Origin of the sequence: Desulfosporosinus paludis, assembly GCF_045689965.1 — a bacterium.
Lineage (GTDB): Bacteria > Bacillota > Desulfitobacteriia > Desulfitobacteriales > Desulfitobacteriaceae > Desulfosporosinus > Desulfosporosinus paludis.
Map to the genome: position 1 here is coordinate 2,890,001 of NZ_CP144211.1, position 23,593 is coordinate 2,913,593.

Below are 23,593 nucleotides of genomic sequence, written 5' to 3' on the forward strand. Positions count from 1 at the left end.
CCGGCAGTCTATCTAGAGTGCTCACCACTACGTGTTAGCAACTAAATACAGGGGTTGCGCTCGTTGCGGGACTTAACCCAACATCTCACGACACGAGCTGACGACAACCATGCACCACCTGTCTCTCTGCTCCCCGAAGGGCACTCCCTTGTTTCCAAGAGATTCAGAGGATGTCAAGCCCTGGTAAGGTTCTTCGCGTTGCGTCGAATTAAACCACATGCTCCACCGCTTGTGCGGGCCCCCGTCAATTCCTTTGAGTTTCAACCTTGCGGCCGTACTCCCCAGGCGGAGTGCTTATTGTGTTAACTCCGGCACAGAAGGGGTCGATACCCTCTACACCTAGCACTCATCGTTTACGGCGTGGACTACCAGGGTATCTAATCCTGTTTGCTCCCCACGCTTTCGCGCCTCAGCGTCAGTTACAGTCCAGAAAGTCGCCTTCGCCACTGGTGTTCCTCCACATATCTACGCATTTCACCGCTACACGTGGAATTCCACTTTCCTCTCCTGTCCTCAAGATACCCAGTTTCCGATGCACTCTCAGGGTTGAGCCCTGATCTTTCACACCGGACTTAAATACCCGCCTACGCGCCCTTTACGCCCAATAATTCCGGACAACGCTCGCCCCCTACGTATTACCGCGGCTGCTGGCACGTAGTTAGCCGGGGCTTCCTCCTTAGGTACCGTCATGTCCCCTCAATATTTTCAAGAAGACCGTTCTTCCCTAAAGACAGTACTTTACAATCCGAAGACCTTCATCATACACGCGGCGTTGCTCCGTCAGACTTTCGTCCATTGCGGAAGATTCCCCACTGCTGCCTCCCGTAGGAGTCTGGGCCGTGTCTCAGTCCCAGTGTGGCCGTTCACCCTCTCAGGCCGGCTACTGATCGTCGCCTTGGTAGGCCTTTACCCCACCAACCAGCTAATCAGACGCGGGTCCATCCATCATCGATAGCATCTTCAGAGGCCATCTTTCCTTATGCTTTGATGCCAAAGCTTAAGCGTATCCGGTATTAGCCCTCGTTTCCAAGGGTTGTCCCGGTTTGTTGGGTAGGTTACCCACGCGTTACTCACCCGTCCGCCACTAAAAATTCTCTAAGTAAACTTATTGAATTCTCCGTTCGACTTGCATGTGTTAGGCACGCCGCCAGCGTTCGTCCTGAGCCAGGATCAAACTCTCCAAAAAAGTTATCTCTACTTCTTTGTTTGAAGTTGATATCTTGCTCTTGATTTCTTTGTGGAACTCTTGCGAGTTCCTCTCATTGGCTGTCCTTGTTGTTTAGTTTTCAAAGACCATGGATGTACTCGTTGTTCGGACCAGGTTTACATTATAGCACCGACTATTTTCTTAGTCAAGAACTATTTTTATCAATTCCTCCTACAACAAAATCTTTAGTCAAACTGAGACTATGATTTTGTCGAGCGAACATTTAGTACTATACCATGACAAGAGCCTACAACTCAAATAGCCTATATCAATATATTGCAGTGTTTATAGTAAGGATCATCCATTATACTCCTAAATACTCCATATAAGTACTATTATCATTATTTATATTCTTTTTGACTAACTACTCTCCGAACTTTAACTAACATTCCTTCTAAAAAAAGACAAGAGTCTAACCCATAAGTCAGACTCTTGTCTCAAGCGATTATAACCTACCCCAATTCGAGTTGCCTAAAAAGTATTATTCCTTGTCGTCGTCCTCGTCTTGAACATTCTCGTCTCTGGGGCGCATGGTTGGGAAAAGGATTACATCTCTAATAGACGCAGAATCTGTTAATAACATAACCAATCGGTCGATCCCTATCCCTAGTCCTCCAGTTGGCGGGAGTCCGTATTCCAATGCTTGCACAAAATCTTCATCTAGGATATGGGCCTCGTCATCTCCCTTAGCCCTTTCTGCTGCTTGTGCTTCAAAACGTTGTCGCTGATCAATGGGATCGTTTAACTCTGAGAATGCATTGGCAAGCTCGCGTCCGAATATGAACGCTTCAAACCGATCAGTATATTCCGGATGTTCGGCGTTTCGCTTAGCCAGCGGGGAAATCTCAACTGGGTGCCCCGTAATAAACGTCGGTTGGATCAAATTAGGTTCGACAAACGCTTCAAAAAACTCATTAATAATTTTTCCCCGCGACGTATCCTCCGTAACTTGAATTCCCTTTTCTTTCGCTATCTGGCGTGCTTGATCATCCGTATCGATTTCACGGAAATCGACACCTGAATACTCGAGAATGCCCTCCAACATCGGAAGCCTGCGCCAAGGGGTTTTGAATTCTATTTGCTGCCCTTGATAGGTGATCTCTGTTTTACCATGTACCTTCTTGACAATGTGAGAGACCATTTCTTCAGTTAGCTCCATAATGTCTTCATAATTGGCATAAGCTTGATAGAGCTCCATCATGGTGAACTCTGGATTATGTTTAATCGAAATTCCTTCATTCCTAAACGTTCGACCGATTTCAAAGACTTTCTCAAAACCACCAACAATGAGACGCTTCAAAGGCAGCTCAAGGGCAATCCTTAAATACAAGTCAATGTCAAGAGTATTGTGATGTGTGATAAAGGGACGAGCTGCTGCTCCACCCGGTATGCTATGAAGGGTAGGAGTCTCAACTTCAAGAAACTCTCTCGCCTCAAGAAACTCCCTCATGCAGCGAATAATCTTGCTCCGCATAACAAAAACTTGGCGGACATCCGGATTCATCACTAAATCCAAATATCGTTGACGATACCGTGTTTCTACATTCGTAAGACCATGAAACTTTTCCGGAAGGGGCCTCATCGCCTTGGAAAGCAACTTGACCATTCGGGCATGAATAGAGATTTCCCCTCGTTTTGTCCGGAAGACCATTCCTTCAGCCCCAATGATATCTCCTACATCAAATTTAGAAATTAAGTCAAAGAGAGTCTGGCCTAAATCATCCTTACGAATGTAAATTTGGATTCGTCCACTGAAGTCTTGAACATGAACAAAAATAACTTTTCCCTGATCCCGTTTGCTCATGATCCGACCGGCAACATTGACCTCTTGGCCTTCTAGCTCTTCAAAATGATCCAGAACATCCTGCGCCTTATGGGTACGAACATAACGATCCGCATAGGGTTCAAGATCGGCTTGACGTAAAAGGTCAAGCTTTTCTAAACGAATCTGCCAAAGGTCGCTAGTATTATCCATCTTAATTCCTCCATCATTTACTCTTATCTTATCAATTTTACCAAATATGGACGCAGCTAAACAAGAAGAATCAAGATTCTATTAAACCGTACGCCCAAATATCATTGTAGGTCAAATCTTGTAAAATCTCCCATATTATGTCGGAATCAAGCCCAATAAACAAAGTGCAGTATCTGCATTCTGGTTACCCTTAGCAGAAGCACTGCACTCTCCAAAAATCCTATTTGTCCTGGTTGTTGGCAACTTAACGCCCAGTCCCCAGCACTAAAACCTACTTAATGTCCAAGATCTGATAGTGGAGAATCCCTGCGGGAACATTTACCTCCACGATCGATCCCTTTGTCTGACCCAGAACTGCTTTTCCTACAGGAGACTCATTTGAGATCTTATTGGTACCAGGATCTGCTTCCGCAGAACCAACGATATAGTACTCTTCTTCATCTCCAAAGTCAACGTCTTTCAGAAGTACCTTAGCACCCAAAGTTACAACGTCAGTTCCCTCAACCTCATCAATAACCCGTGCGTTTCTGAGCATTTTCTCCAGAGTAATAATCCGGCCTTCTATGAAAGCCTGATCATTCTTAGCATCATCGTACTCAGAGTTTTCACTAATATCTCCAAAGTCAATAGCTTGCTTAATCCGCAAGGCAACTTCACGACGTTTCACGGTTTTTGACAGTTCTAACTCTTCCTCAAGTTTTTTGAGGCCTTCTAAGGTCAGAATGACTTCTTTTTCAGGCATAGTTTCTCGCTCCCTTTTCTCGTCCTACGCATTGTGCTATTTATAGTATCATGCACTTTCTAACAGCCCTTTAGCGTACTTCATTTAAATCTAGGAACTCCTTGAGTAATTCCCCAATTACATTACTCGTTATTATAAGGACCTTGCAAAATATTGTCAAGGATACCGCTTTTCCACTTAGCGAGCAATGTTTCCATAGTTTTTCTCTCTTCGACAAAATCTATTCTTTATTCGGTAATATTCGAGCCATAACAGCTCGCATTTCCTTAGGGGATCTTGTTTGCATAATCACATCCCTAAGTTGTGCGGCATTACGAACTCCTTTGATATACCAAACAGCATGTTTTCTCATTTCGTTAAGACCGATACGCTCACCCTTGTAGCGCAATACTCGATCAAAATGTTGCATGGCGACAGAAAAACGTTCTTCGATCGATGGTTCTGGTAATATTGTGCCATGCTTTAGGAAATACTGGGTACGCGGAATAAGCCACGGATTCCCCAGCGCTCCACGCCCAATCATGACCCCATCGCATCCTGTTTGCTCGATCATCTTACGAGCATCTTCAGGGACAAAAATATCCCCGTTTCCAATGACAGGAATTGATACTTCATTCTTTACTTTACGAATCCAGGCCCAGTCAGCCTGTCCCGAGTAAAATTGTTCTCGGGTTCGGGCATGAAGGGTAAGCATTTGAACGCCTGCCGTTTCAAGGCGACGAGCAAGCTCCGGAGCCACAATCTCATCATTATTCCAACCGAGGCGAATCTTTACGGTAACTGGAATGTTGACAGCTTTCACTACCGCTTCAGCAATAGCTTGTGCCCGGGGAAGATCCCTTAGCAAGGCCGAGCCTTCGCCATTCTTAATAATCTTTGGAGTGGGGCAGCCCATATTTATATCAATAGCGTTTGCGCCAGATTCTAGGGCAAGCAACGCTGCCTGAGCTATTGTTTTCGGCTCAGACCCAAAAAGCTGTACAATCCTAGGTTCAGCTTCCCCACTTAGATCTAGCATACTCAAAGTCTTTGAATTGTGATACGTTAAAGCCTTATCACTAATCATTTCTGTCCAGACAGACTTTCCGCCGAGAGCACATACAGTTTCTCGAAAGGCTTTATCTGTTACCCCCGCTAAGGGAGCCAAAAACACAGGAACTTCAAGGTCGTAATTTCCTAACTTCATGCCAATTCCTCGTTTAATTATTTCCGATTACGTTCATAGATCAGCAACAATCCCTCAAGGGTTAAAAACGGATCAACTGTTTCAATCGTTTCAGATTCTTGCGAGATCATCTTCGCCAACCCACCGGTCGCTACCACTTTCGTCTCCGGTCCTAATTCCTCTTTCATACGTTTGACAATCCCATCCACTTGTCCTGTGAAACCATAGTATATTCCAGATTGCATTCCGGCAACCGTATTTTTAGCAATAACTGCAGTAGGTTTAACCATTTCAATCCGAGGCAGTTTCGAGGCCCGCAAAAACAGTGCCTCAGTCGATATCCCAATTCCCGGAGCTATCGCCCCTCCTAAATATTCCCCACGTTTGGAAACGACACAAAACGTGGTCGCCGTGCCAAAATCCACGATTACGAGGGGTCCACCGTATTTTGAATAGGCAGCCACAGCATTCACAATGCGGTCAGCTCCGACCTCTCTAGGGTTGTCATAAACAATTGGCATGCCTGTCTTAACACCGGGGCCCACAACAAGAGGCTCTACGCCAAAATACTTTCGAGCAAGAGTTTCTAACGTGGGCATCACGGGAGGGACTACCGATGAAATAACAACGGCACTGATCGCCTGGAATGTTAAGCCGCTAAAGTCAAAAAGATTTTTAACGACAACCGCATACTCATCAACTGTGCGGGATTTATCCGTCGATACTCTCCAATGATGAGTCAGAGTCCTTTCGTCATAAACCCCTAGCACAATGTTTGTATTACCTACATCAAATAACAGAATCATACTACCGCTCCTTTAGCCTCGGCGAATTCTTAGGTTGCCTGACGCCGACGTACGACTTCTTGTCCAACCCATACCGCAATACCGGCCTTAATCAAATCTCCTAAAAATAGCAAGGGGACAAAACCAATCATCAAAACACCTGCCACGCTCGTTGATTGATGTAATACCCAATGCAAAATCATATAGAGATAGCTTAACCCAAAGAGATACAGAATGACAAGTCCACATAATACTCCCAGGATCGCTCGCCAGAGACTTCCTTCACGATAAATACGCCCTACAGCATAAGCAGCTCCGACATAACCCAACAAAAATCCGAATGTCGGCTTCAAAATATAGCCAAATCCCCCAAATGGAGCCGAAGCAAAAACTGGTAGTCCAAATAAACCTAAAGCTAAGTACACCAACATGGCCATTGCGGCATATTCTGCTCCAAGAATAAGTCCGGAAAGGTAGACAAACACGGGTAGGACACTGAAAGGGATTAAAGCAGGTGCCCAGTGAACCAGCATACCAGTTAAACACATTAAAGCCGCTAAAACTGATGACATGGCCAATTTACGAACGTCCATAAATCTCATCCTCCATTGTAAACTTTTTTATTAATATGAGTTTACAATAAGAGCACTTAACTTGCAATGCGTTTACAACCTTTATGGTTCCAAATGTTATCTAGAAATATTGACCGGATTTAGAGCGCAGCTGAACCTCACCGGCCGAAAAGCGCTCCATTCCCTGCTCTGTGCTCAGAAGCAATTCTCCGTCTGGAGAGATCCCATGAAATATTCCATGAAAGATTTGCTCTCCCCTTAGGACCTTCACCTCTGAACCTAACCCTACGGCTCGTGCCGTCCAATTAAAACATAACTCCTCAAACAAATTCTTTTCCAAGTCTGCGACTTGATTCTCTAAGTGCCTCAAGATTGTAGCAGTTAACTTATTTAGATCGACTTCATAACCTAAAATGTCTCGTAGAGTTGTAGGTTTTGTGGCCATGCTCAATTTCTCACGAGGAAAATTTGCATTAATGCCCATACCTAAAATCAACGTTTGAACACTGTTCCATTCACCTACAACTTCTCCGAGTATTCCTGCGAGTTTATGTCCATTATAAATAAGGTCATTAGGCCACTTAATCCCGACCTGTAATTGATAAAGTTCCGCCAGGGCATCCACGATAGCCACACTAGCTGCGAGGGTTACCTTGGAGGCATCTGCTAAGGACAACTTGGGGCGAAGAATTACAGACATCCACAGTCCACCTTCGGGAGACTCCCACCCCCTTTGCATTCGTCCTCGTCCGGCCCGCTGGCGTCTGGCCAAAATGACTTCGCCATGGCTTCCACCCTCACGAGCCAATTCTTTGGCCTTAATATTGGTTGATGGCAGTTCATCTTGGAGAATGATAGAATGTCCAAGCGAGAAAGTACTTAACATTTGCTTAATAACCCATTCATTCAAAGAAAGGGGAGTCTTGATTATACAATACCCCTTATTGGTATGGGCCTCGATTTCAAATCCTTCTTCTTTCAACAATTTAATTTGTTTCCAAACAGAGGCCCTAGTTACATTTAATTGTTGACTGATTTTTTCACCCGACACGTACTCTCCAGGCAGAGCGGTGAGGAGATGAAGTATATCCTGACGTGCCATTAAGATTTCTCTCCCAACATGATCTTGTTAAGAGCTAGATTCTGAAACAGCTCTTCTTTAGTAGTATAGTCCATATCCCCACCCTCGCAAACTATGACCATCTTCCTATAGTGATAACTTCTCTCGTAGTTATATCATGATCTTTGTCCGTGAACTTCTTCGCTCCCAATCTTTGTCGCTTGATTATTTTCATTGACAAAGATAACCTTTGGCTTGTATGAGTGAGCAGCCTCATCTGTAAGTACTGCATAGGAAATAATGATGACTTGATCTCCAATTTGTACTTGACGAGCTGCTGCGCCATTAAGACAGATTACTCCCGAATGAGGTTCACCAGGAATAACATAAGTTTCAAACCTAGCTCCATTGTTATTATTTACAATCTGGACCTTCTCATTAGGCAAGATATCCGCTTGTTCCATCAGCGCGGAATCAATCGTTATACTCCCCACATATTGTAAATTAGCTTCCGTTACGAGCGCTCTATGAATTTTAGATTTCATCATCATTCTATACATCAGGTTCAACCTCCACCACTTTATTATCAATCAAACGTGTTGGGCCAAATTTAACGGCGAGGGCTATCAGCACCGGGCCTTTGATTTCAACGACATCTGACAAGTCATCCGCGTTCCGTACTTCTATGTAATCAATAACTCCTTGGCTTTCTTGAGTGATCTTGTTTCGAACAAAGTCTTCAATCCCTCGTGCCGAGCGCTCACCCTTTTGGATCAGAGTCTCAGCCTCCCTGAGACTCTGAGATAGAATCAAAGCCTCTTGACGTTGGTCCGGCGATAAAAAGACATTGCGTGAACTTAAGGCCAAGCCATCCTCTTCCCGAACAATCGGTACCCCTCGAACCTCAATCGGCAGATTTAAATCACTGACCATACGCCGAATAATCAAGTATTGCTGATAATCCTTTTGTCCAAAGAAAGCCAAGTCCGGCTGGACAATATGAAACAATTTACTTACCACGGTGGTTACGCCACGAAAATGTCCCGGACGGTTCGCCCCACATAACACCTTGTCAAGTTGACTCACTTCAACGAACGTAACCATCGGATGAGGGTACATTTCCTCTACGGTTGGTTGAAATAAAAGATCAACTCCAACTTCTTCTATCAAACGAGCATCTCGCTCCAAATCTCTTGGATAGCGAGCGTAGTCTTCATTGGGACCAAATTGTAACGGATTGACAAAAATGCTCACTACAACGAAAGCTCCCGTCTTTTTGGCGTTCTCTATGAGCGTTAAATGCCCCCTGTGCAGGTACCCCATAGTGGGGACGAGGGCGACAGCTCTGCCTAGCTTTTTCTCCTCTTCAATTATTTTGCGGAGTTCAGAAATATTAGCAGTCCTTTGCAAATTTTATTCCACCTTTCTTTACTTCAATTAAGTCCTATACGTGCTCCAAGTAAAGTTCCAAGGATTACTCATTTATCTCCCTTAAAGTTAACGCAGCCCTTTGGATCTATATAAACTTGCTAAGCAATGATTTCAGCCTATTTAACTCCTCTGGCGAATAGATTAATCCCTGCTGAGCTTTCTTGTTTTGTCCAAGCTCTAAGGCTTTTAGTCCTAATCCCTGATAAATCTCTATAAGTTTCGAGGGCATATGTTCCAGATGTCCTCGGACAACTTGTGCATCTCCGCGCGCAACCGGCCCAGTCAAAGCCTGAGGAAGCCCCACCTGCTCCAGATTATAAAGTGTCCCTCTCATTAGAGGAAGCAAGGAAGCCAAAGCTTCCGTTCCTTCAATCCCAGCTTCAGCAAAAAGTTCCACAGCCAAAGAAGCGAGAACCACTAAATAGTTTGAAGCTACGACAGCTCCTGCATGGTATAGCGACTTTTGAGACGCTAATATGTGATGGGGAATCCCTCCTAGATCCTTCACGATTCCTTCTCCGAATTCTTGATCGTCTCCTTCAATCCCAAAATGTGTCCCAGGCAGAATCGCCAAGGCTTTCTCAACGCTGGCAAACGCCTGCAGAGGATGTAAGGAAAGACAACGCACGGATAAATCATTTCTGATGCGCAAAACATTCGAAGGAAGGGACCCTGAGCAGTGAATCCATACTTGTGCCGGTTTAATTAGGGGCTTAAGGCTAAGACTTTCGGCAACTTCTCGAATCATGTCATCCTGTGTAGTTATAAACAGTCCATCCGCTGACGAGACGAGTGCATCCAAGGTAAGATGTTCTTTAACTAAGTACTGGCAAAAGCGCTCATATGAGAGGCGGCTCCGAGTATGGACCCCAATACATTCATGCCCAGCTTCTTCTAAGCGAACCGCTAAAGCAGTGCCTACGATCCCAGCTCCTATTATTCCAAACTTCATTTTCGACCTCCACTTAAGAAAAACATCTTAGTATTTCTTGTACTGTTTAGAACCCTATCTTTGGGAAGATATCCAATAAAAAATGCCTCCACGAACGTGAAGGCCCTTCCTCAACCCTCCGTCTCGGTCTTGTGATCCAAGCGGTACTATGTCCGATAGTATTATTTGAGTACGATTAGGTATATTCACCTGAGACAGTACAACTCTTACGATATCGTCTGTCAACTCGGTGACTGATTCCTATCCATTACAAAGGCAAAACCTTACCTTCTCCAAAAACTTCATTAATTGATCGTCCCGAAGGTAAAATAAGATCCGGGGCGATCTCACGCAATGGTGCAAGCACAAACTCTCGATTTTCCAGATACGGGTGAGGTAACGTTAATTCGTCGGATTCACTCACCTCATTATCGTAAATAAGTAGATCAATGTCAATCGTTCTCGAACCCCAATGTTCTTTGCGGACTCGGCCTAACTGTTGTTCAATCTCCTGGCAAATATGAAGCAGATCCAGCGAAGCAAGAGATGTCTCAACCTCTATCACTTGATTCCAATACATAGGCTGCTCCTGAACTCCCCAAGGTTCTGTTTCGTATATTCCCGAAACAGAGGCAATGGTTATTGTTGGACGTTGCAAAGCTGCAACAGCCTCGCTCAAATAATATGCGCGATCCCCTAGATTACTGCCCAAACCTAAAAATGCTCTCATGACTTTCCACCTGGCTCACGCCATATCTCCACAGAAATGTCTCGAAAGATACCTGCAATAGGAGCTTGCGGCTTATGTACCTCCAATCTAACAGAGGTACATGCAAACTGTTTCAAAACAGTTTGGGCAATTTTTTCTGCCAGATGTTCTATCAGCTGATGCTTATCATTCCTAACACATGTCTTTATGACCTGGTATACTTCACCATAATGGATGGTATCCTTGACTTGGTCTGAAATACCCGCCCGACTCAAGTCGGCATAAAGGTCCATGTCGATAACAAACTTTTGCCCAAGCACTTGTTCTTCCGGCAGGGCTCCATGATAAGCATAAAACTCAAGTCCGCGCAGGTGAATAACATCATGCCCCGACATAATGTACTCCTCTCTGCTCCCGTACAATGGCGTCTGCCATTTGCACAGCCCTGCGATTCTCTTGAACATCATGAACACGTATGATATCCACTCCGGCCGTCACCCCCAGAACGCTTGTCGTCAAGGTTCCTTCCAAACGATCCTCCACGTTTAGGTTTAGTGTTTTTCCAATCATCGATTTGCGAGATGTTCCTAACAGCACAGGATGCCCTAAAGACTTAAATTCTGCTAATCGAGACATCACTTCAAGATTTTGCTCCGTTGTTTTCCCAAATCCGATTCCAGGATCTACTATGATCTGATCCCCAACCAAACCTTGGGCTTCAGCCAATTCAATACTCTGTCTTAAAAAAGTAAGAATATCCCCCATTAAATGGTGATACGCTGTTCCATTCTGATTATGCATAACAATAACGGGTGCACTGTATTGACCGACGACCCCAGCCATGTCAGGATCTTTTTGCAACCCCCATATATCATTGATGATATGTGCTCCAGCTTCAAGCGCCTTAGCTGCCACACCTGCTTTATACGTATCAATTGAGAGGGGTACGCTGACACGTTCTGACAGGGCTTTCACAATAGGTTCCAAACGCTGCCATTCTTCCTCAGCACTAACCTCAAAATGTCCTGGTCTTGTAGATTCCGCCCCTATATCCAGAATATCTGCCCCTTCTTCAACCATCCGTTCCGCTTGAGCTATAGCATCATTGATGCTGAAAAATCTTCCTCCATCCGAAAAGGAGTCCGGCGTTATATTCAATATTCCCATAATCAACGTTCGTTCGCCAAGTCGCAAATCCTTCCCTCGACAAGTCAAAATTCGGGACTTCGGAGGTTCAAGGGAGAAAAGTAACTTTTTCAAGTCATGACCAAGTTGCTTTAAACCAAAGGGCTGAGCTAAAACTTTAGCAGAGAGATGCTCAAGCTGCCGAACCGTACCCAACAGCATGACATCGGTAGTTTCAACCTTGTTTATGATCACATCTCGATGCACTGCTGCATCTCCACCCAGCGAAAGCATCTCCTGTTTGAGAATATGAGCAACACGCAAAGGTACTTGCTCCAATTTTATCCCCCGACCTAATCCTTTGCCAGCCATATGGGCAATTCCCCCGGGGTCAGCGCCAATTTCAGTTAAGGCCTTTCTAGCTTCAATTAAATTATCTAAAGCAACCCAGCGCATACCATATTTTTGCATTACATTGCCCTCCTAATTAATACATGATCTGCCGCATAGCATGGTTAAACTTGTAACACTGGTCTTGAGCCAAGCAGTTACGACAATTTCTGGCCCAATCATCCGCTAAAACCAAAGCTTTACCCAGCAAGCTTAGATTCTCAGCTGAGTGCTGACGATGTTCACGTATTCCTCTTAAAATTAAATCTATTTCCTCAGAATTGAACTCGCAGGCTTTGAGTAAAGGAAGCGCCAGTCTGGCACTCGCTTCGGCATGATCCTCTCCAGTCTGATATTCTACCCACCGTCCTATATCATGAAGGAAAGCAGCTGCATAAACTGCTTCTTTAGAGATAACCATGACCCCTTGTTCCAAAATATAGGCATAGGTAATACGCGCGACATTCAGACCGTGTTCAAAACCATGCTTACAAAAATAACGTTTCTTTTCCAACTGATCAATCATCGCCAGGTAAGAGATATAATCTTCATGATCTACCAGCTTATTTATGCGAGCCATTGAATGTAGAATGGTGACTCACTCCCCGTCTGAAACCTGATTTTGTAATCTTCTCTTGAATGTAAAGAAAGCCTTGGGTATCACCCAAGGCCTTGCTTTCGCTTGCACCATCTCTAATGGTACCTCACCTTTGATCGAATTATCCCAATAATATCTTTAATTCGATATACCAAGCAAATTCCCTTCTTAAAAATCGAAGAAATCTTAAGATTCGGATATCGTTAGGGGACTACAGGTTTAGCATATTTATAGGTATAAGCCCCCTTAAATGAGGGAATGCTCAAGGTTTTTCGAGTAATGCTTACGGTCTGGCCATTCTGTTTTAGAGCAGGAGCCTCTAATTTGGAGAAATAATCAAAAAGAGTATCTTGATCTCCAATGGCGTCCAGCTCATAAGGAATCCCTTCTGCTCGATTAATAGGCACTTGGTTTACTAAAATCGTAGAATTTCCACTAAGTACGACCGCCGTAGTGCTCACAATCCGCTGACCATTTAAGCTTATCGCTTCAGCTCCTGCAAACTTCAAGGTATTAATCATGCGGGCGATATCATCCGTGCTCAAAGGAAAGAGTACTTTTTTGCTTCGGTCGTCAATACTAATCTGTATTCCAGGTCCTTCTACCGCTTGAGTCCCCTCGAGAATTTGAAGCTGTTTTAATTGTTCAAGTAATTGGGGATCTGTTCCCACTCTTTTCCTTGCGGCATCCAACTGTTCTACTAAATTACGATGTGTTTCCTGAAGCTTGGCATTTTGGGCTTGGGAATTTGCCAATACAGAATTCATTTGATTTAAGCGCTCAGCACTAATTTGTTCGGCAGCAGAAACATTTTTTTGAGTTTGAACCTGTAACGATATTAGGAAACCAAGAGCGATGGCCACCAACGTAACAGGTAATGCTAAACTTCTTTTCCAGCGCTGCATTATGTTCCCTCCTTGACAGGTTGAGCGTAGTGATACTCTCGCAAGGTCCCCGCAGGGATCGTCGCCTTCTCTATAATCTCAAGTTTACGTGTAATTCCATATTGTTGTTGAAAGTCACCTAATTTATCCCATCCATAAAATTTGAGCGCCGCTGTCAAATTATTTTTATCCCCGATTGCCTCAATAACATAAGGGGGCATCTGGCGAGTACTGTTAATTTGAATAAACGACCCCCCGCAAAAGACCTCCGTATTTGTCGTTACCCGCTGCCCGTTAACGGCAATGGCTTCCGCTCCACCATTCCAAAGCGCGTTAAAAATTTCTCGGATATACTGTTCATGGATGAAATAGCTATTGGGGTCATCTTGCCCTTGAGCTACACGTTTCGAATCATCAAGGGTTATACGTATCCCCGGACCCTCTACAGCCACGACACCCGCATTCATTTCTGCTTCTTGAAGTTGTTGATTAGCCAATGTCGCAGCGCTTTGCCCTTGAGCATATTTAGCTAATTCTTGTTGCAGTTTGTCATTTTCGTCAGAAATTTGTTGATTTTCTTGCTCTGTTTGAACCAAACTCGGTACAGCTGTCTCTTGGTGAAAGGTCTGATTACCAGCAGCCCCTTGAGCTTTGAACAACATGACAAAGAGAAAACCAATCAACACTGACCCTAACCCTAATAAAGACCGTTCTCTTTTCTCCAACTGCATTCTTGACACCTCCAAAAGGCCGAATTTTTAAAAAGGACACCCCTGAGGGCGTCCTTAATTTAAATATCAAAAGTCTAAATCTTTGGGACATAAGCGCAACTAGGCATTGCTTACGCTAGACAACAAGTGCCAAGCAGTGTCTTCGGGCGCCCGCCAAGTTTCTTCTTATTCGCTTAGCCATTCTTCGCCAGCTTTGGCATAATCGGCAAGCTCTTCGGGTTTAAAATATAAGGCGATCTCTCGTTCCGCACTCGCTACGGAATCTGATCCGTGGATCACGTTGCGGCTAATATCCATGCCAAATTTTCCTCGAATCGAACCAGGATTAGCATTGGCAGGGTTTGTTGCCCCCATCAATTCTCTGGCTAAAGTCACAACATTCTTTCCCTGCCAAACCATTGCCACTACGGGAGAAGACATAATATAGGCAACAGTGGGTTCAAAAAACCCCTTACCTTTATGTTCTGCATAATGGGCTTCAGCTAAAGAACGGTCCACTTGAACCAGTTTAAGACCAACAAGCTTAAATCCTTTATCTTCAAAATGAGCAATGATTTTTCCGACTAGCCCACGCTGAACTGCATCCGGTTTAAGCATTAAAAACGTTTTTTCCATACGTAAATCTCCCCTCATCAGTGATCTCTATTCAATCTTGTTTAATTCCTCTTCAAGGGCTTGAGTTGACGAATGTTCTTCCTTTTTATCCAAATTGACGGTTAAATCCTGAGTTTCTTCACTGACCGGCTTGTCAAATTTAGCCATTAAGGCAGCAAAGCTATTAACGTCCAGCGTCTCTTTCTCCATTAAGGCTTCAGCAATGGCATGGAGCTTATCAAGATTTTGCCGAATCAAAGTTTGTGCTTTCTGATAGCAATCGTCAATAATCCGGCGGGCCTCTTTGTCAATCGCATAAGCCACAGTATCACTATAGCTCCGGTCACGTGAAATATCCCTGCCTAAAAAGACCTGTTCCTCTTTATGTCCAAACGTCAGGGGACCTAATTCCTCAGACATTCCCAATTCGGTAATCATTTTGCGGACAATACCGGTAGCCCGCTCTAAGTCGTTAGATGCCCCGGTACTAATTTCATGAAGTACCACAGATTCAGAGACTCGTCCACCTAACAGCATGGTGACTTGATCCAGAAGTTGAGACTTTGTCATATAATTACGATCTTCTTTAGGAAGAAGAAGGGTATATCCTCCGGCTCTGCCGCGCGGGATAATTGAAACCTTGTGCAAGGGATCTGTATGAGTCAGCAGTTCTCCAAGCAGAGCATGCCCTGCTTCATGATAAGACACGAGTTTCCTTTCAAAAGGACTGATCACGCGTGTTTTCTTCTCCGGACCGGCAATGACGCGTTCAATCGATTCTTCCATAGTTTGCTGCCGAATTTGAGTTTCTCCTCTTCGGGCGGAAAGAAGAGCTGCTTCGTTAATTAAGTTAGCAATATCTGCCCCTGTAAATCCGGCGGTTCGGCGCGCGATGACCTCCAGATCAACCTCTTTAGTAATAGGCTTACCCTTTGCATGAACTTTCAAGATCTCTTCGCGCCCTTTAACATCTGGCACATCGACAATCACTTGCCGGTCAAAGCGGCCTGGACGCAACAGTGCAGGATCAAGGACATCCGCCCTGTTCGTAGCCGCAATAATAATCACACCATCGTTACCGTTAAAACCATCCATCTCTACAAGAAGTTGGTTTAACGTTTGTTCCCGCTCGTCATGACCGCCGCCCAGACCAGCGCCCCGTTGTCGTCCAACGGCATCAATTTCATCGATGAACACAATACATGGCGCGCTTTTTTTAGCCTGTTCAAACAAATCCCGGACCCGAGAAGCACCAACACCAACAAACATCTCTACAAAATCCGAACCGCTAATACTAAAAAAAGGTACACCTGCTTCTCCTGAAACTGCACGCGCAAGGAGCGTTTTACCTGTTCCGGGAGGGCCAAATAATAAAACTCCTGTGGGGATCTTAGCTCCCAGCTCATTGAATTTTTTGGGAAACTTCAAAAATTCAACGACTTCCTGAAGCTCCTCTTTCACTTCGTCTGCACCAGCAACATCCGCAAAGGTTACTTTTTTCTTATCTTCACCGACAAGCCGCGCCTTACTTTTTCCAAACTGCATGACACGATTACCGCCGCCCTGACTTTGCTGCATCATAAAGAAGAATAAGCCTACGATGATAAGAGTCGGGAGGAGTGTGGATAACAGCCCAACCCACCAAGGTGACTCCGGCGGCACCGATAATTTTAAGGGAAGCCCATGAGCTAATAAATCTGCTGTGAGCTGCGGATCGCTTGCCAGACCAATCACTTCGTGCGTAGTATCGTCTTTTAAGGTGACTGTGTACTTAATCGTATTGTTTTCTATGATACCCGAAACATCTTTAACTTGGTTTTCCACAACTGCTCTTTTGAACGAGTTGTAGTCCATTCCCACGTCTTTGTTCACGGGAGGGGCCGACCATTTAATCAACACAATTGCCATAAGAATGATTAGCACATAAATTGTTGCGTTCTTAAAGACCTTCAAATATGGTCCTCCTCTCTAGTTGGCAAATCGCCTCATTACACTAAGCAATTCCACATATTATACCATGCAGATTTTTGTTTTACAATGAATTCAGATTACTATTCCCAGTTTGTGGCTTAAAAACGCAATAGGCTTTTGGGGAGTTTTCTTCCGCCAGCCAAAGCCCACTCCGGCGAAGGCTGGGAATCCAGAGCACCTCGTCTCCGCAGGCAATCAGAAGATATTGGTTTCTTTTAGAAGCGGGAATCTTTGCTTCCTGAAATACTTTCTTCAGGGACTTATGTCCCACGCCCTGAAACCACATTCTGTCTCCTTCTCGTCGTGTTCGGCACACCAACTGATCCTGAGATTCCGCCAAAAACTCCTCATTAAAAATAGCCACTTCATACTCAGTACTATCTAACGACACTGTGGAGGACATAAAATCTTCTTCTGTGAGCAGAGCAACCTCCGCCTCAAGGCCGGAAATCTTAAGCCGACTACCCAGAGCTATAGGAATATCTCTGCAGGAAGGCTTCGGTACGCCGATAACGACAGATCTCCCTCCATCACGGACCTCTGATCCCTGAGGCTTACTAAACCAAATGCCCTCATTGGTAATTCTGACGGTCAACCCAGGTAAATCTTGCCTCCATTCAGGCTTCCCCTGAGAAGCCATAATCTTGGTAACATAAGTATAACCTAACCCTCTTCGTTCCTGACTGACAATCATCGCTGCCCGTCGCAACAAACGGGAAAGGATAGCAGTCGGCTCCTTAAAAACCTCTCGTTTTAATCCTACCGAGTGATCTTGACCTTCGAGCGAAAAGAGATTCCAAGCCTTTTTCGTTTGCTGAGCAAAGTACTCCTCATCCCAGCGCAGTAGTTCTCCCATTCTTCCTAAGGCTTCTTGAAACCGAGGATTATAATCTCGCTCCAGTGCCGGTATAAGCTGCAAACGAATTCGATTTCTAGCGTAAACAGGTTGTTCATTGGAAGCATCTATGGCGTAAGGTAACTCTTCCTGCTCACAGTAATGGAAAATATCCGCTTTTGTAAAGGTCAACAACGGGCGAATAATCGAATCCTTAGACGGAAATATGCCGGCTAAGCCTGCAGTCCCACTCCCTCTCAGTAATCGATAAAGAATAGTTTCCGCTTGATCTCCCAAGTGATGAGCCGTAGCTAAATGAGTGCACCCCTCCTCCTGTATATCCTCCTGCCATCGGGCGTAACGCCATTCCCTGGCAGCTTCTTGAAATGATTTCCCCAGGGCTTCTGCATAACCTTTAGCGTCAAAACGATGAATACGGCATGGGACTTCCCATAGATCCGCCATCTCTTGAACAAGTTTTAATTCCTGATCAGATTCTTTCCTTACCCCATGATGAACATGTGTTATAACAAGAGAAATTCCTCTGGAAAGATCTTCACGCATATATCGCCATAGTATGTGAGCCAAAGCCATAGAGTCTGGGCCTCCAGATACAGCGACCATGATTTTGGAATTATTCGGAATCAAATTAGGTAGTATGTCTGTACGCAATTTTTCGAACATCTTTGACTCTCCACTCTCTTACGAAGGACCGCTTTTTTAAAACTTAAACATTCTTACCTTAACATTCTCTCCGAATAAACACAACGCCATACTTGATGGAATTTTTCATTTAGAGGAAACAAACTCGATCAGAGTGCTGTTACTTTAGCTAAATATCCTTTCTCGAAACATTTGAGTATACTGTATCGAATAGAAAAGGCCCCGATTTCTCGGGGCCTGATAACATTCCGGGCCACTGTAGTTGCCTTCATGTACTTAGAATAAACCACTAACTTTACCAGTTTTGGTATCCACATCAATTCTTCTGTATGCGGGGTCAGAACTTGTGCCAGGCATTAAGGTGATCGTACCGGCCATAGGGCAAAGGAACTTCGCACCACCATACACTAAGATGTCACGAATCGGCAGCCTCCAACCTGTTGGAACCCCTTTCAGCGCAGGATCATGCGATAAACTCAAATGAGTTTTCACCATCATTGTAGAAAAGTCAGCATAATGCGGATCAGACTCAAATCGTTTTGCCTTAGCTTCAGCTTCTGGTGCCCAATCTACACCGTCAGCGCCATAAACCTCTTTGGCAATAAGTTCCACACGTTCGCGGAGAGGCATTTCCAAGGGATATAAGCATTTAAACTCAACATTTTCTTTACAAGCTTCCATAACGGCATCTGCCAATTCCAAAGCACCATCTCCGCCTTCAAGCCAGTGATTGGAATAAGCACAACGTCCGCCTGCGTTTTTAACGATCTTCTTAATTAAATCAATTTCTGCTTGGGTATCTGTGTAGAATCCATTAATGCAGACCACCGGAACAATCCCAGATTTCTTAATAATACTGAGATGGTGTAATAAGTTAGCGCACCCTTTCTCCACAAGTCCGAGATTTTCCTGAGTATATTCTTCAGGCAACGGACGGCCAGGTACTACAGAAGGACCGCCGCCGTGCATCTTTAAAGCTCGAATAGTAGCTACAAGAACGGAAACATTGGGTTTTAACCCACCTAAACGAGCTTTAACATTCCAGAACTTCTCAAAGCCGATATCCGCAGCAAATCCACTTTCTGTGACATGGTAATCAAACATCTTGAGGCCGAGGCGGTCAGCAATAATAGAGGACTGCCCAATGGCAATATTAGCAAAAGGACCCGCATGAACCATAACAGGCTGCCCTTCAGCAGTATAACAAATCGTTGGATTGATCGTGTTACGCATCCAGGCGGTCATTGCGCCGTCAACTTCCAGATCCTTAGTTGTAACCGGTTCACCTTTTTTATTATACGCAACAATAATTTTACCGATCCGCTCTCTCAGATCCGGAAGATCTTTAGCAATTGCCAAAATAGCCATTAACTCGGAACCGACGGCAATTCCAAATTTGGATTGCATTTGAAAACCGTCTTTTTTGCCGCCAATACCAATAATAATGTTTCTCAAACCTTGGGCAGCAAAGTCGATAATCCAGCCCATTTCAACATTTTTAGGATCAATGTCCAAACGTTTCAGACCACGTTTGGCAAGCTCTTCATCCGTGTAGTTAGCCTCATGCTGCATCCGGGCATTGAGAGCAACCATAGCCAGATTGTGAGCGTTCATAATATCATTGATATCACCGGTTAAGCCCAGAGAAAACTCCGTCATCGGAATTAACAGCGCATTACCGCCGCCGGCAGCCGTACCTTTGATATTCATGGTTGGTCCGCCGGATGGTTGACGGATTGCGCCCCCAACGTTAACCCCTCTCTTAGCAAGTCCTTCAATTAATCCCAGCGAAGTGGTTGTCTTCCCTTCGCCAAGCGGCGTAGGGGTTATAGCCGTGACTTCAATATAATAGCCATCCGGCTTATCTTTGAGACGTTCCATCATTTTTAGGAAATCAACTTTTGGTGTTTTTCCGTAAGGAATCAGTTCATCCTTCTCGAGTGACAATTTTTCGACTAATTCATCGACAGTGGGCATGGTCTTTTCGGCCTCTTCGGCAATTTGCCAGTCCTTGAGTTTGGTTGCATCCCAAGCCATAAATAATCCGCTCCCTTAATTTTATTTCTTCTCTGGCTAATCAGGCACAGAAAGCTTTACCCTTCCCTAGCAATCACCCCGGTATTTTCGAAAAATATAGGATCCCTCTACGCTAATCGGTTTGAACTTTAGTATATCCATCAAAAGTCTAGTTGAGTATAACAAAACGACTTGCGATTCGCTTTGCTTAACCCTTTGTTGCCAATATCTTACAACCGTAAGGTGACAGGGTCGTTGATAAAGACATAATAGTTTGATTCGACATACATTTCAGATTTCCTGCCGTTCGAATAATTTATCAGAGAACTTAAGTAACTCTCATTCATTCCAATAATTTTTTCGTATTACCAAGATAATTCCATCATCATCTAAAGCGCCGCCAGACAGGCGACGAACTTCTGAGCCGATCAGATCAGCCAATTCCTGGGATTTGGAATGGTCAGCTTGCTCTAAAAATCCCTTGATCCAGTCTGACCCTTCTTTTATGACGTCTTGCACTCCGTCAGTAGCTAAAACGAGGGTTTCCCCGCTCTGCATCTCTTCATCAAGAATCGGAATATCAATTTGATTCAGAATACCCACCGGAAGACTCGAAGAAGTGAGAGTCTTTACCCCTTCCGTCGTAATTAGATAAGAAGATGAGGCTCCGACTTTAATTAATTTTAGGTTCGCGGATTCCAAATCGAGAATTGCCATATCAATGGTAACAAAACTCTCTTCCGGCGAACGCAATACTAATATCGAATTTAAAGCTTGTATAGAACCCACCGGATCAAAACCTGTGGTCAGTAATTGCTCCAAAAGCGTGAGGGCTGTTGCACTCATCTTCGCTGCACTTTCTCCTACACCCATCCCATCACTTAAGATAAAGGCATGCTGAGTCGAGGAAAAGGCAATCGAGGCATAGTTATCCCCACTCATTCCATTTCCGGTCTTGGTAAATGTGGCAACTCCGACATCCAAAAAATTACGTCGTCGACGTGCTAAGTTCGAAGGTTTCACAACCTCCCAGTTGTGTTGAGTATGAAGTTCCTTGGCAAGATTACCAATGACTTGGGAGACATTAAGGAACTGACGCGATAAAGCCTCCTGATTGAGAACTAAACGTCGCCGCCAGGTTTCCTGATTCTTTTCTTGCTCGAGAATAAATTGTACGCCTAGCAGCATTTCTTTCAATCGACCGCAATGCCGTTTCCATTCAATCGGCAAAGCCTGTAATTTTACATCCGCCTCATTTTCGACTAACCTGAAAAGCTCGAAGAAAATATGATAAGTTTTATAGAATTCTCGGTTCCAGCAAGTATCAACAGTTGGGCAGGTATGGCATACTCGTTCAACCAGAACGTTCATCAGTTCCGGTACTTCCTGCCGCGCCTCAAAAGATTCTGTCTCTGCTGCTTGATAACTCAAAGCAATTTGATCAAAAATCTCAGCCAGAGCCTTGACCTTGGAAACCGTTGTTTCGACCACTGGTATGGCCTTGGGCTTCAAAAAATCTTTTTGGGGAGTGATTCCTGGCCAGAGAAGAAACAGAAATAGTCCAACAACTGAAGAAATAAGCTGGGAATAAATATCTTCTTGGCGCAAAAAGATGGTCAACATCAACATTACAGCGATAAAAGCAGTCCCAAGGCCTATTTTCCCCAAACGACGAAAAGCACCGGTGCAAAAACCTGCAAGTCCATAGATACCAGCGGCCATTAAATTTTCGCTGTTAATAGATAATTGTGGTAAAAAGCCAAGAATTGCACCCACTCCTGCCGAGGTACCAGCCCCATAGCGTTCCGATACAAAGAGAGTAAAAAAGCTCAGCAACACAATTGAAACGTTTATCTCCCTTACCTGGACACCCTGAAGCCCACTAATGATCCCAATAAGGATTAACAACCAGGCTATACCTTGTTCGCGTTGAAATTCTCCCCTCCAAATTGCCTCTTTATGTGCCAGAGCGAACCAAATAATAATTCCAAAACCTCCTGCCAGGATACTTTGGAGGGCCACTAAAAAAAGAGCGTACGGATCTGGCTTGGACAAACTGACTGCCAGAGAAGAGATAAGCGCCACTATTAATCCCGTAAGGATCACTAAGTAAGTTCCCTCGTGCTTTTTCTTGCGAATAAAAGGTAAAAGCACAAACAGAGCCGCAAAGATTACGGCAACTTGGATTACAAAGGATATTTCGTTTAATGACCTCACACCGAGGGAGATCGTTCCCAGAATAACTCCTAATAAACCAAAAGAGAACCCGCGTTCACCGCTTAAAATTAAAGCTGCTCCAAGGGCGATTCCAAAAGGATGCAGACCTAATATGGTACCCGTGCCAAAAAACCTCCTAATACAAGGGGAAAGAACGTACTCTCCATTGAAATCCTGCTGCGCAGGCTTTGATCAACTTTTAATGTTGCCCATTCAGCCACAATATCACCTCTTACCTTTTTATGGTAATATTATAGCTTAATAAGATGGCAAAGCTTGTCTAGTAAGGTCATTTAGGCACAACAACTTTCGACGCCGTTCATTCTATATCTCTTCATGGTGCCGTCATAAGCTTATGATCTCTTAAATGTACCGACATTTTCAGAAAAATGGACATAAAGAAAACTCGGCTTGTGCCGAGCTTACGAGAACAGAAGCTGTTAGTTGCACTTATACTGTAGAAAGCATTCGACGAATGCTATAATTTCTGACAGTATAAGAAAACCGCCTTATGGCGGTTATCTTCTAGTATCTGCTTGAGCCTCTTCCTCCACGTTTAGAATCTGTGGCTCGACGAAATTCCGTCTGACGCTCATCACTGTCTTTTATAAACTTGGCCAATTTATCTTCAAAGGAGACAGTTGGCGGAATCCGGCGTTCACGACTCGTATTGCGAACAGTGGGATTTGCCTGTTTAATCGAGAGTCCGATCTTTCCCTTTTCATCCACGTGAATGACCTTTACCTTAACACGATCCTGTTCCTTTAAATAATCTCGAACATCCTTGACATAGGCATCAGCAACTTCCGAGATATGTACAAGTCCGGTTACCCTATCCGGCAATTCGATAAACGCTCCAAAGTTCGTGATCCCAGTCACGACTCCTTCAACAATACTGCCAACGTCAATGGCCATACGAAGTAAACTCCTCCTTGTGATGATATATCTATACATATTTATATTATATGCAGTAGATTTCGTGCCTGTCAAGG

Annotated in this window: 20 protein-coding genes, 1 rRNA gene and 1 pseudogene (1 of these 22 only partly in view); all 22 read right to left on the minus strand. The window is 44.4% G+C overall.

Translation table 11 applies throughout. The annotated features are described in order from the left end of the window. Positions 1-1,186: ribosomal RNA gene (locus tag VZF35_RS14540) — 16S ribosomal RNA — on the minus strand (it extends 380 nt beyond the left edge of the window). 502 nt (positions 1,187-1,688) lie between these two features. After that, positions 1,689-3,182 (minus strand): lysine--tRNA ligase, encoded by a 1,494-nt coding sequence (gene lysS, locus VZF35_RS14545; protein ID WP_407305852.1) that lies wholly within the window; start codon positions 3,180-3,182, stop codon positions 1,689-1,691. Positions 3,183-3,453: 271 nt separating this feature from the next. Continuing rightward, on the minus strand, positions 3,454-3,924 hold the full coding sequence (gene greA, locus VZF35_RS14550) for a transcription elongation factor GreA (protein WP_308892584.1): 471 nt from the start codon (positions 3,922-3,924) through the stop codon (positions 3,454-3,456). A 220-nt stretch (positions 3,925-4,144) separates the two neighbouring features. Beyond that, complete coding sequence (gene dusB, locus VZF35_RS14555) at positions 4,145-5,110, minus strand: tRNA dihydrouridine synthase DusB (protein ID WP_407305854.1); 966 nt, start codon at positions 5,108-5,110, stop codon at positions 4,145-4,147. A 17-nt stretch (positions 5,111-5,127) separates the two neighbouring features. After that, on the minus strand, positions 5,128-5,895 hold the full coding sequence (locus tag VZF35_RS14560) for a type III pantothenate kinase (protein ID WP_407305856.1): 768 nt from the start codon (positions 5,893-5,895) through the stop codon (positions 5,128-5,130). A gap of 29 nt (positions 5,896-5,924) precedes the next feature. Next, positions 5,925-6,467: a biotin transporter BioY gene (locus VZF35_RS14565; RefSeq protein ID WP_407305858.1), complete on the minus strand. Its 543-nt coding sequence runs from the start codon at positions 6,465-6,467 to the stop codon at positions 5,925-5,927. Positions 6,468-6,567: 100 nt separating this feature from the next. Continuing rightward, positions 6,568-7,548 carry a biotin--[acetyl-CoA-carboxylase] ligase gene (locus VZF35_RS14570; RefSeq protein ID WP_407305860.1) on the minus strand — a complete coding sequence of 327 codons (981 nt, stop codon included), beginning with the start codon at positions 7,546-7,548 and terminating at the stop codon, positions 6,568-6,570. A gap of 134 nt (positions 7,549-7,682) precedes the next feature. Then, positions 7,683-8,066 (minus strand): aspartate 1-decarboxylase, encoded by a 384-nt coding sequence (panD, locus tag VZF35_RS14575; protein WP_407305862.1) that lies wholly within the window; start codon positions 8,064-8,066, stop codon positions 7,683-7,685. Further along, a complete protein-coding gene (panC, locus tag VZF35_RS14580; protein ID WP_407305864.1) occupies positions 8,059-8,916 on the minus strand; it encodes a pantoate--beta-alanine ligase in 858 nt (285 codons plus the stop codon). Before panC ends, panD begins: the two co-directional genes overlap by 8 nt. A 106-nt stretch (positions 8,917-9,022) precedes the next feature. Then, complete coding sequence (locus VZF35_RS14585; RefSeq protein WP_407305866.1) at positions 9,023-9,889, minus strand: Rossmann-like and DUF2520 domain-containing protein; 867 nt, start codon at positions 9,887-9,889, stop codon at positions 9,023-9,025. 247 nt (positions 9,890-10,136) lie between these two features. Beyond that, positions 10,137-10,598, minus strand: coding sequence for a 2-amino-4-hydroxy-6-hydroxymethyldihydropteridine diphosphokinase (gene folK / locus VZF35_RS14590; protein WP_407305868.1), 462 nt, complete (start codon positions 10,596-10,598; stop codon positions 10,137-10,139). Then, positions 10,595-10,972 (minus strand): dihydroneopterin aldolase, encoded by a 378-nt coding sequence (gene folB, locus VZF35_RS14595; protein WP_407305870.1) that lies wholly within the window; start codon positions 10,970-10,972, stop codon positions 10,595-10,597. The genes folK and folB overlap by 4 nt, the downstream gene beginning before the upstream one ends. Next, positions 10,959-12,173, minus strand: coding sequence for a dihydropteroate synthase (gene folP, locus VZF35_RS14600; protein ID WP_407305872.1), 1,215 nt, complete (start codon positions 12,171-12,173; stop codon positions 10,959-10,961). The genes folB and folP overlap by 14 nt, the downstream gene beginning before the upstream one ends. A gap of 16 nt (positions 12,174-12,189) precedes the next feature. Further along, positions 12,190-12,672, minus strand: coding sequence for an HD domain-containing protein (locus VZF35_RS14605; RefSeq protein ID WP_407305874.1), 483 nt, complete (start codon positions 12,670-12,672; stop codon positions 12,190-12,192). Between the two features lie 221 nt (positions 12,673-12,893). Continuing rightward, positions 12,894-13,595: a DUF881 domain-containing protein gene (locus VZF35_RS14610; RefSeq protein ID WP_407305876.1), complete on the minus strand. Its 702-nt coding sequence runs from the start codon at positions 13,593-13,595 to the stop codon at positions 12,894-12,896. Continuing rightward, a complete protein-coding gene (locus tag VZF35_RS14615) occupies positions 13,595-14,305 on the minus strand; it encodes a DUF881 domain-containing protein (RefSeq protein ID WP_407305878.1) in 711 nt (236 codons plus the stop codon). Before VZF35_RS14615 ends, VZF35_RS14610 begins: the two co-directional genes overlap by 1 nt. Positions 14,306-14,470: 165 nt before the next feature. Next, positions 14,471-14,920 (minus strand): nucleoside-diphosphate kinase, encoded by a 450-nt coding sequence (ndk, locus tag VZF35_RS14620; protein ID WP_407305880.1) that lies wholly within the window; start codon positions 14,918-14,920, stop codon positions 14,471-14,473. Between the two features lie 27 nt (positions 14,921-14,947). After that, positions 14,948-16,852: an ATP-dependent zinc metalloprotease FtsH gene (gene ftsH, locus VZF35_RS14625; protein ID WP_407305882.1), complete on the minus strand. Its 1,905-nt coding sequence runs from the start codon at positions 16,850-16,852 to the stop codon at positions 14,948-14,950. A gap of 79 nt (positions 16,853-16,931) precedes the next feature. Then, positions 16,932-18,389 (minus strand): tRNA lysidine(34) synthetase TilS, encoded by a 1,458-nt coding sequence (tilS, locus tag VZF35_RS14630; RefSeq protein WP_407305884.1) that lies wholly within the window; start codon positions 18,387-18,389, stop codon positions 16,932-16,934. A 255-nt stretch (positions 18,390-18,644) separates the two neighbouring features. Then, entirely contained in the window at positions 18,645-20,405 is a 1,761-nt protein-coding gene (locus VZF35_RS14635; protein WP_407305886.1) for a formate--tetrahydrofolate ligase, read from the minus strand. A gap of 318 nt (positions 20,406-20,723) precedes the next feature. Further along, positions 20,724-22,822, minus strand: a pseudogene (locus tag VZF35_RS14640) (SpoIIE family protein phosphatase). Positions 22,823-23,126: 304 nt separating this feature from the next. Then, positions 23,127-23,516: a S1 RNA-binding domain-containing protein gene (locus VZF35_RS14645; protein ID WP_407305888.1), complete on the minus strand. Its 390-nt coding sequence runs from the start codon at positions 23,514-23,516 to the stop codon at positions 23,127-23,129. Positions 23,517-23,593: the final 77 nt, after the last annotated feature.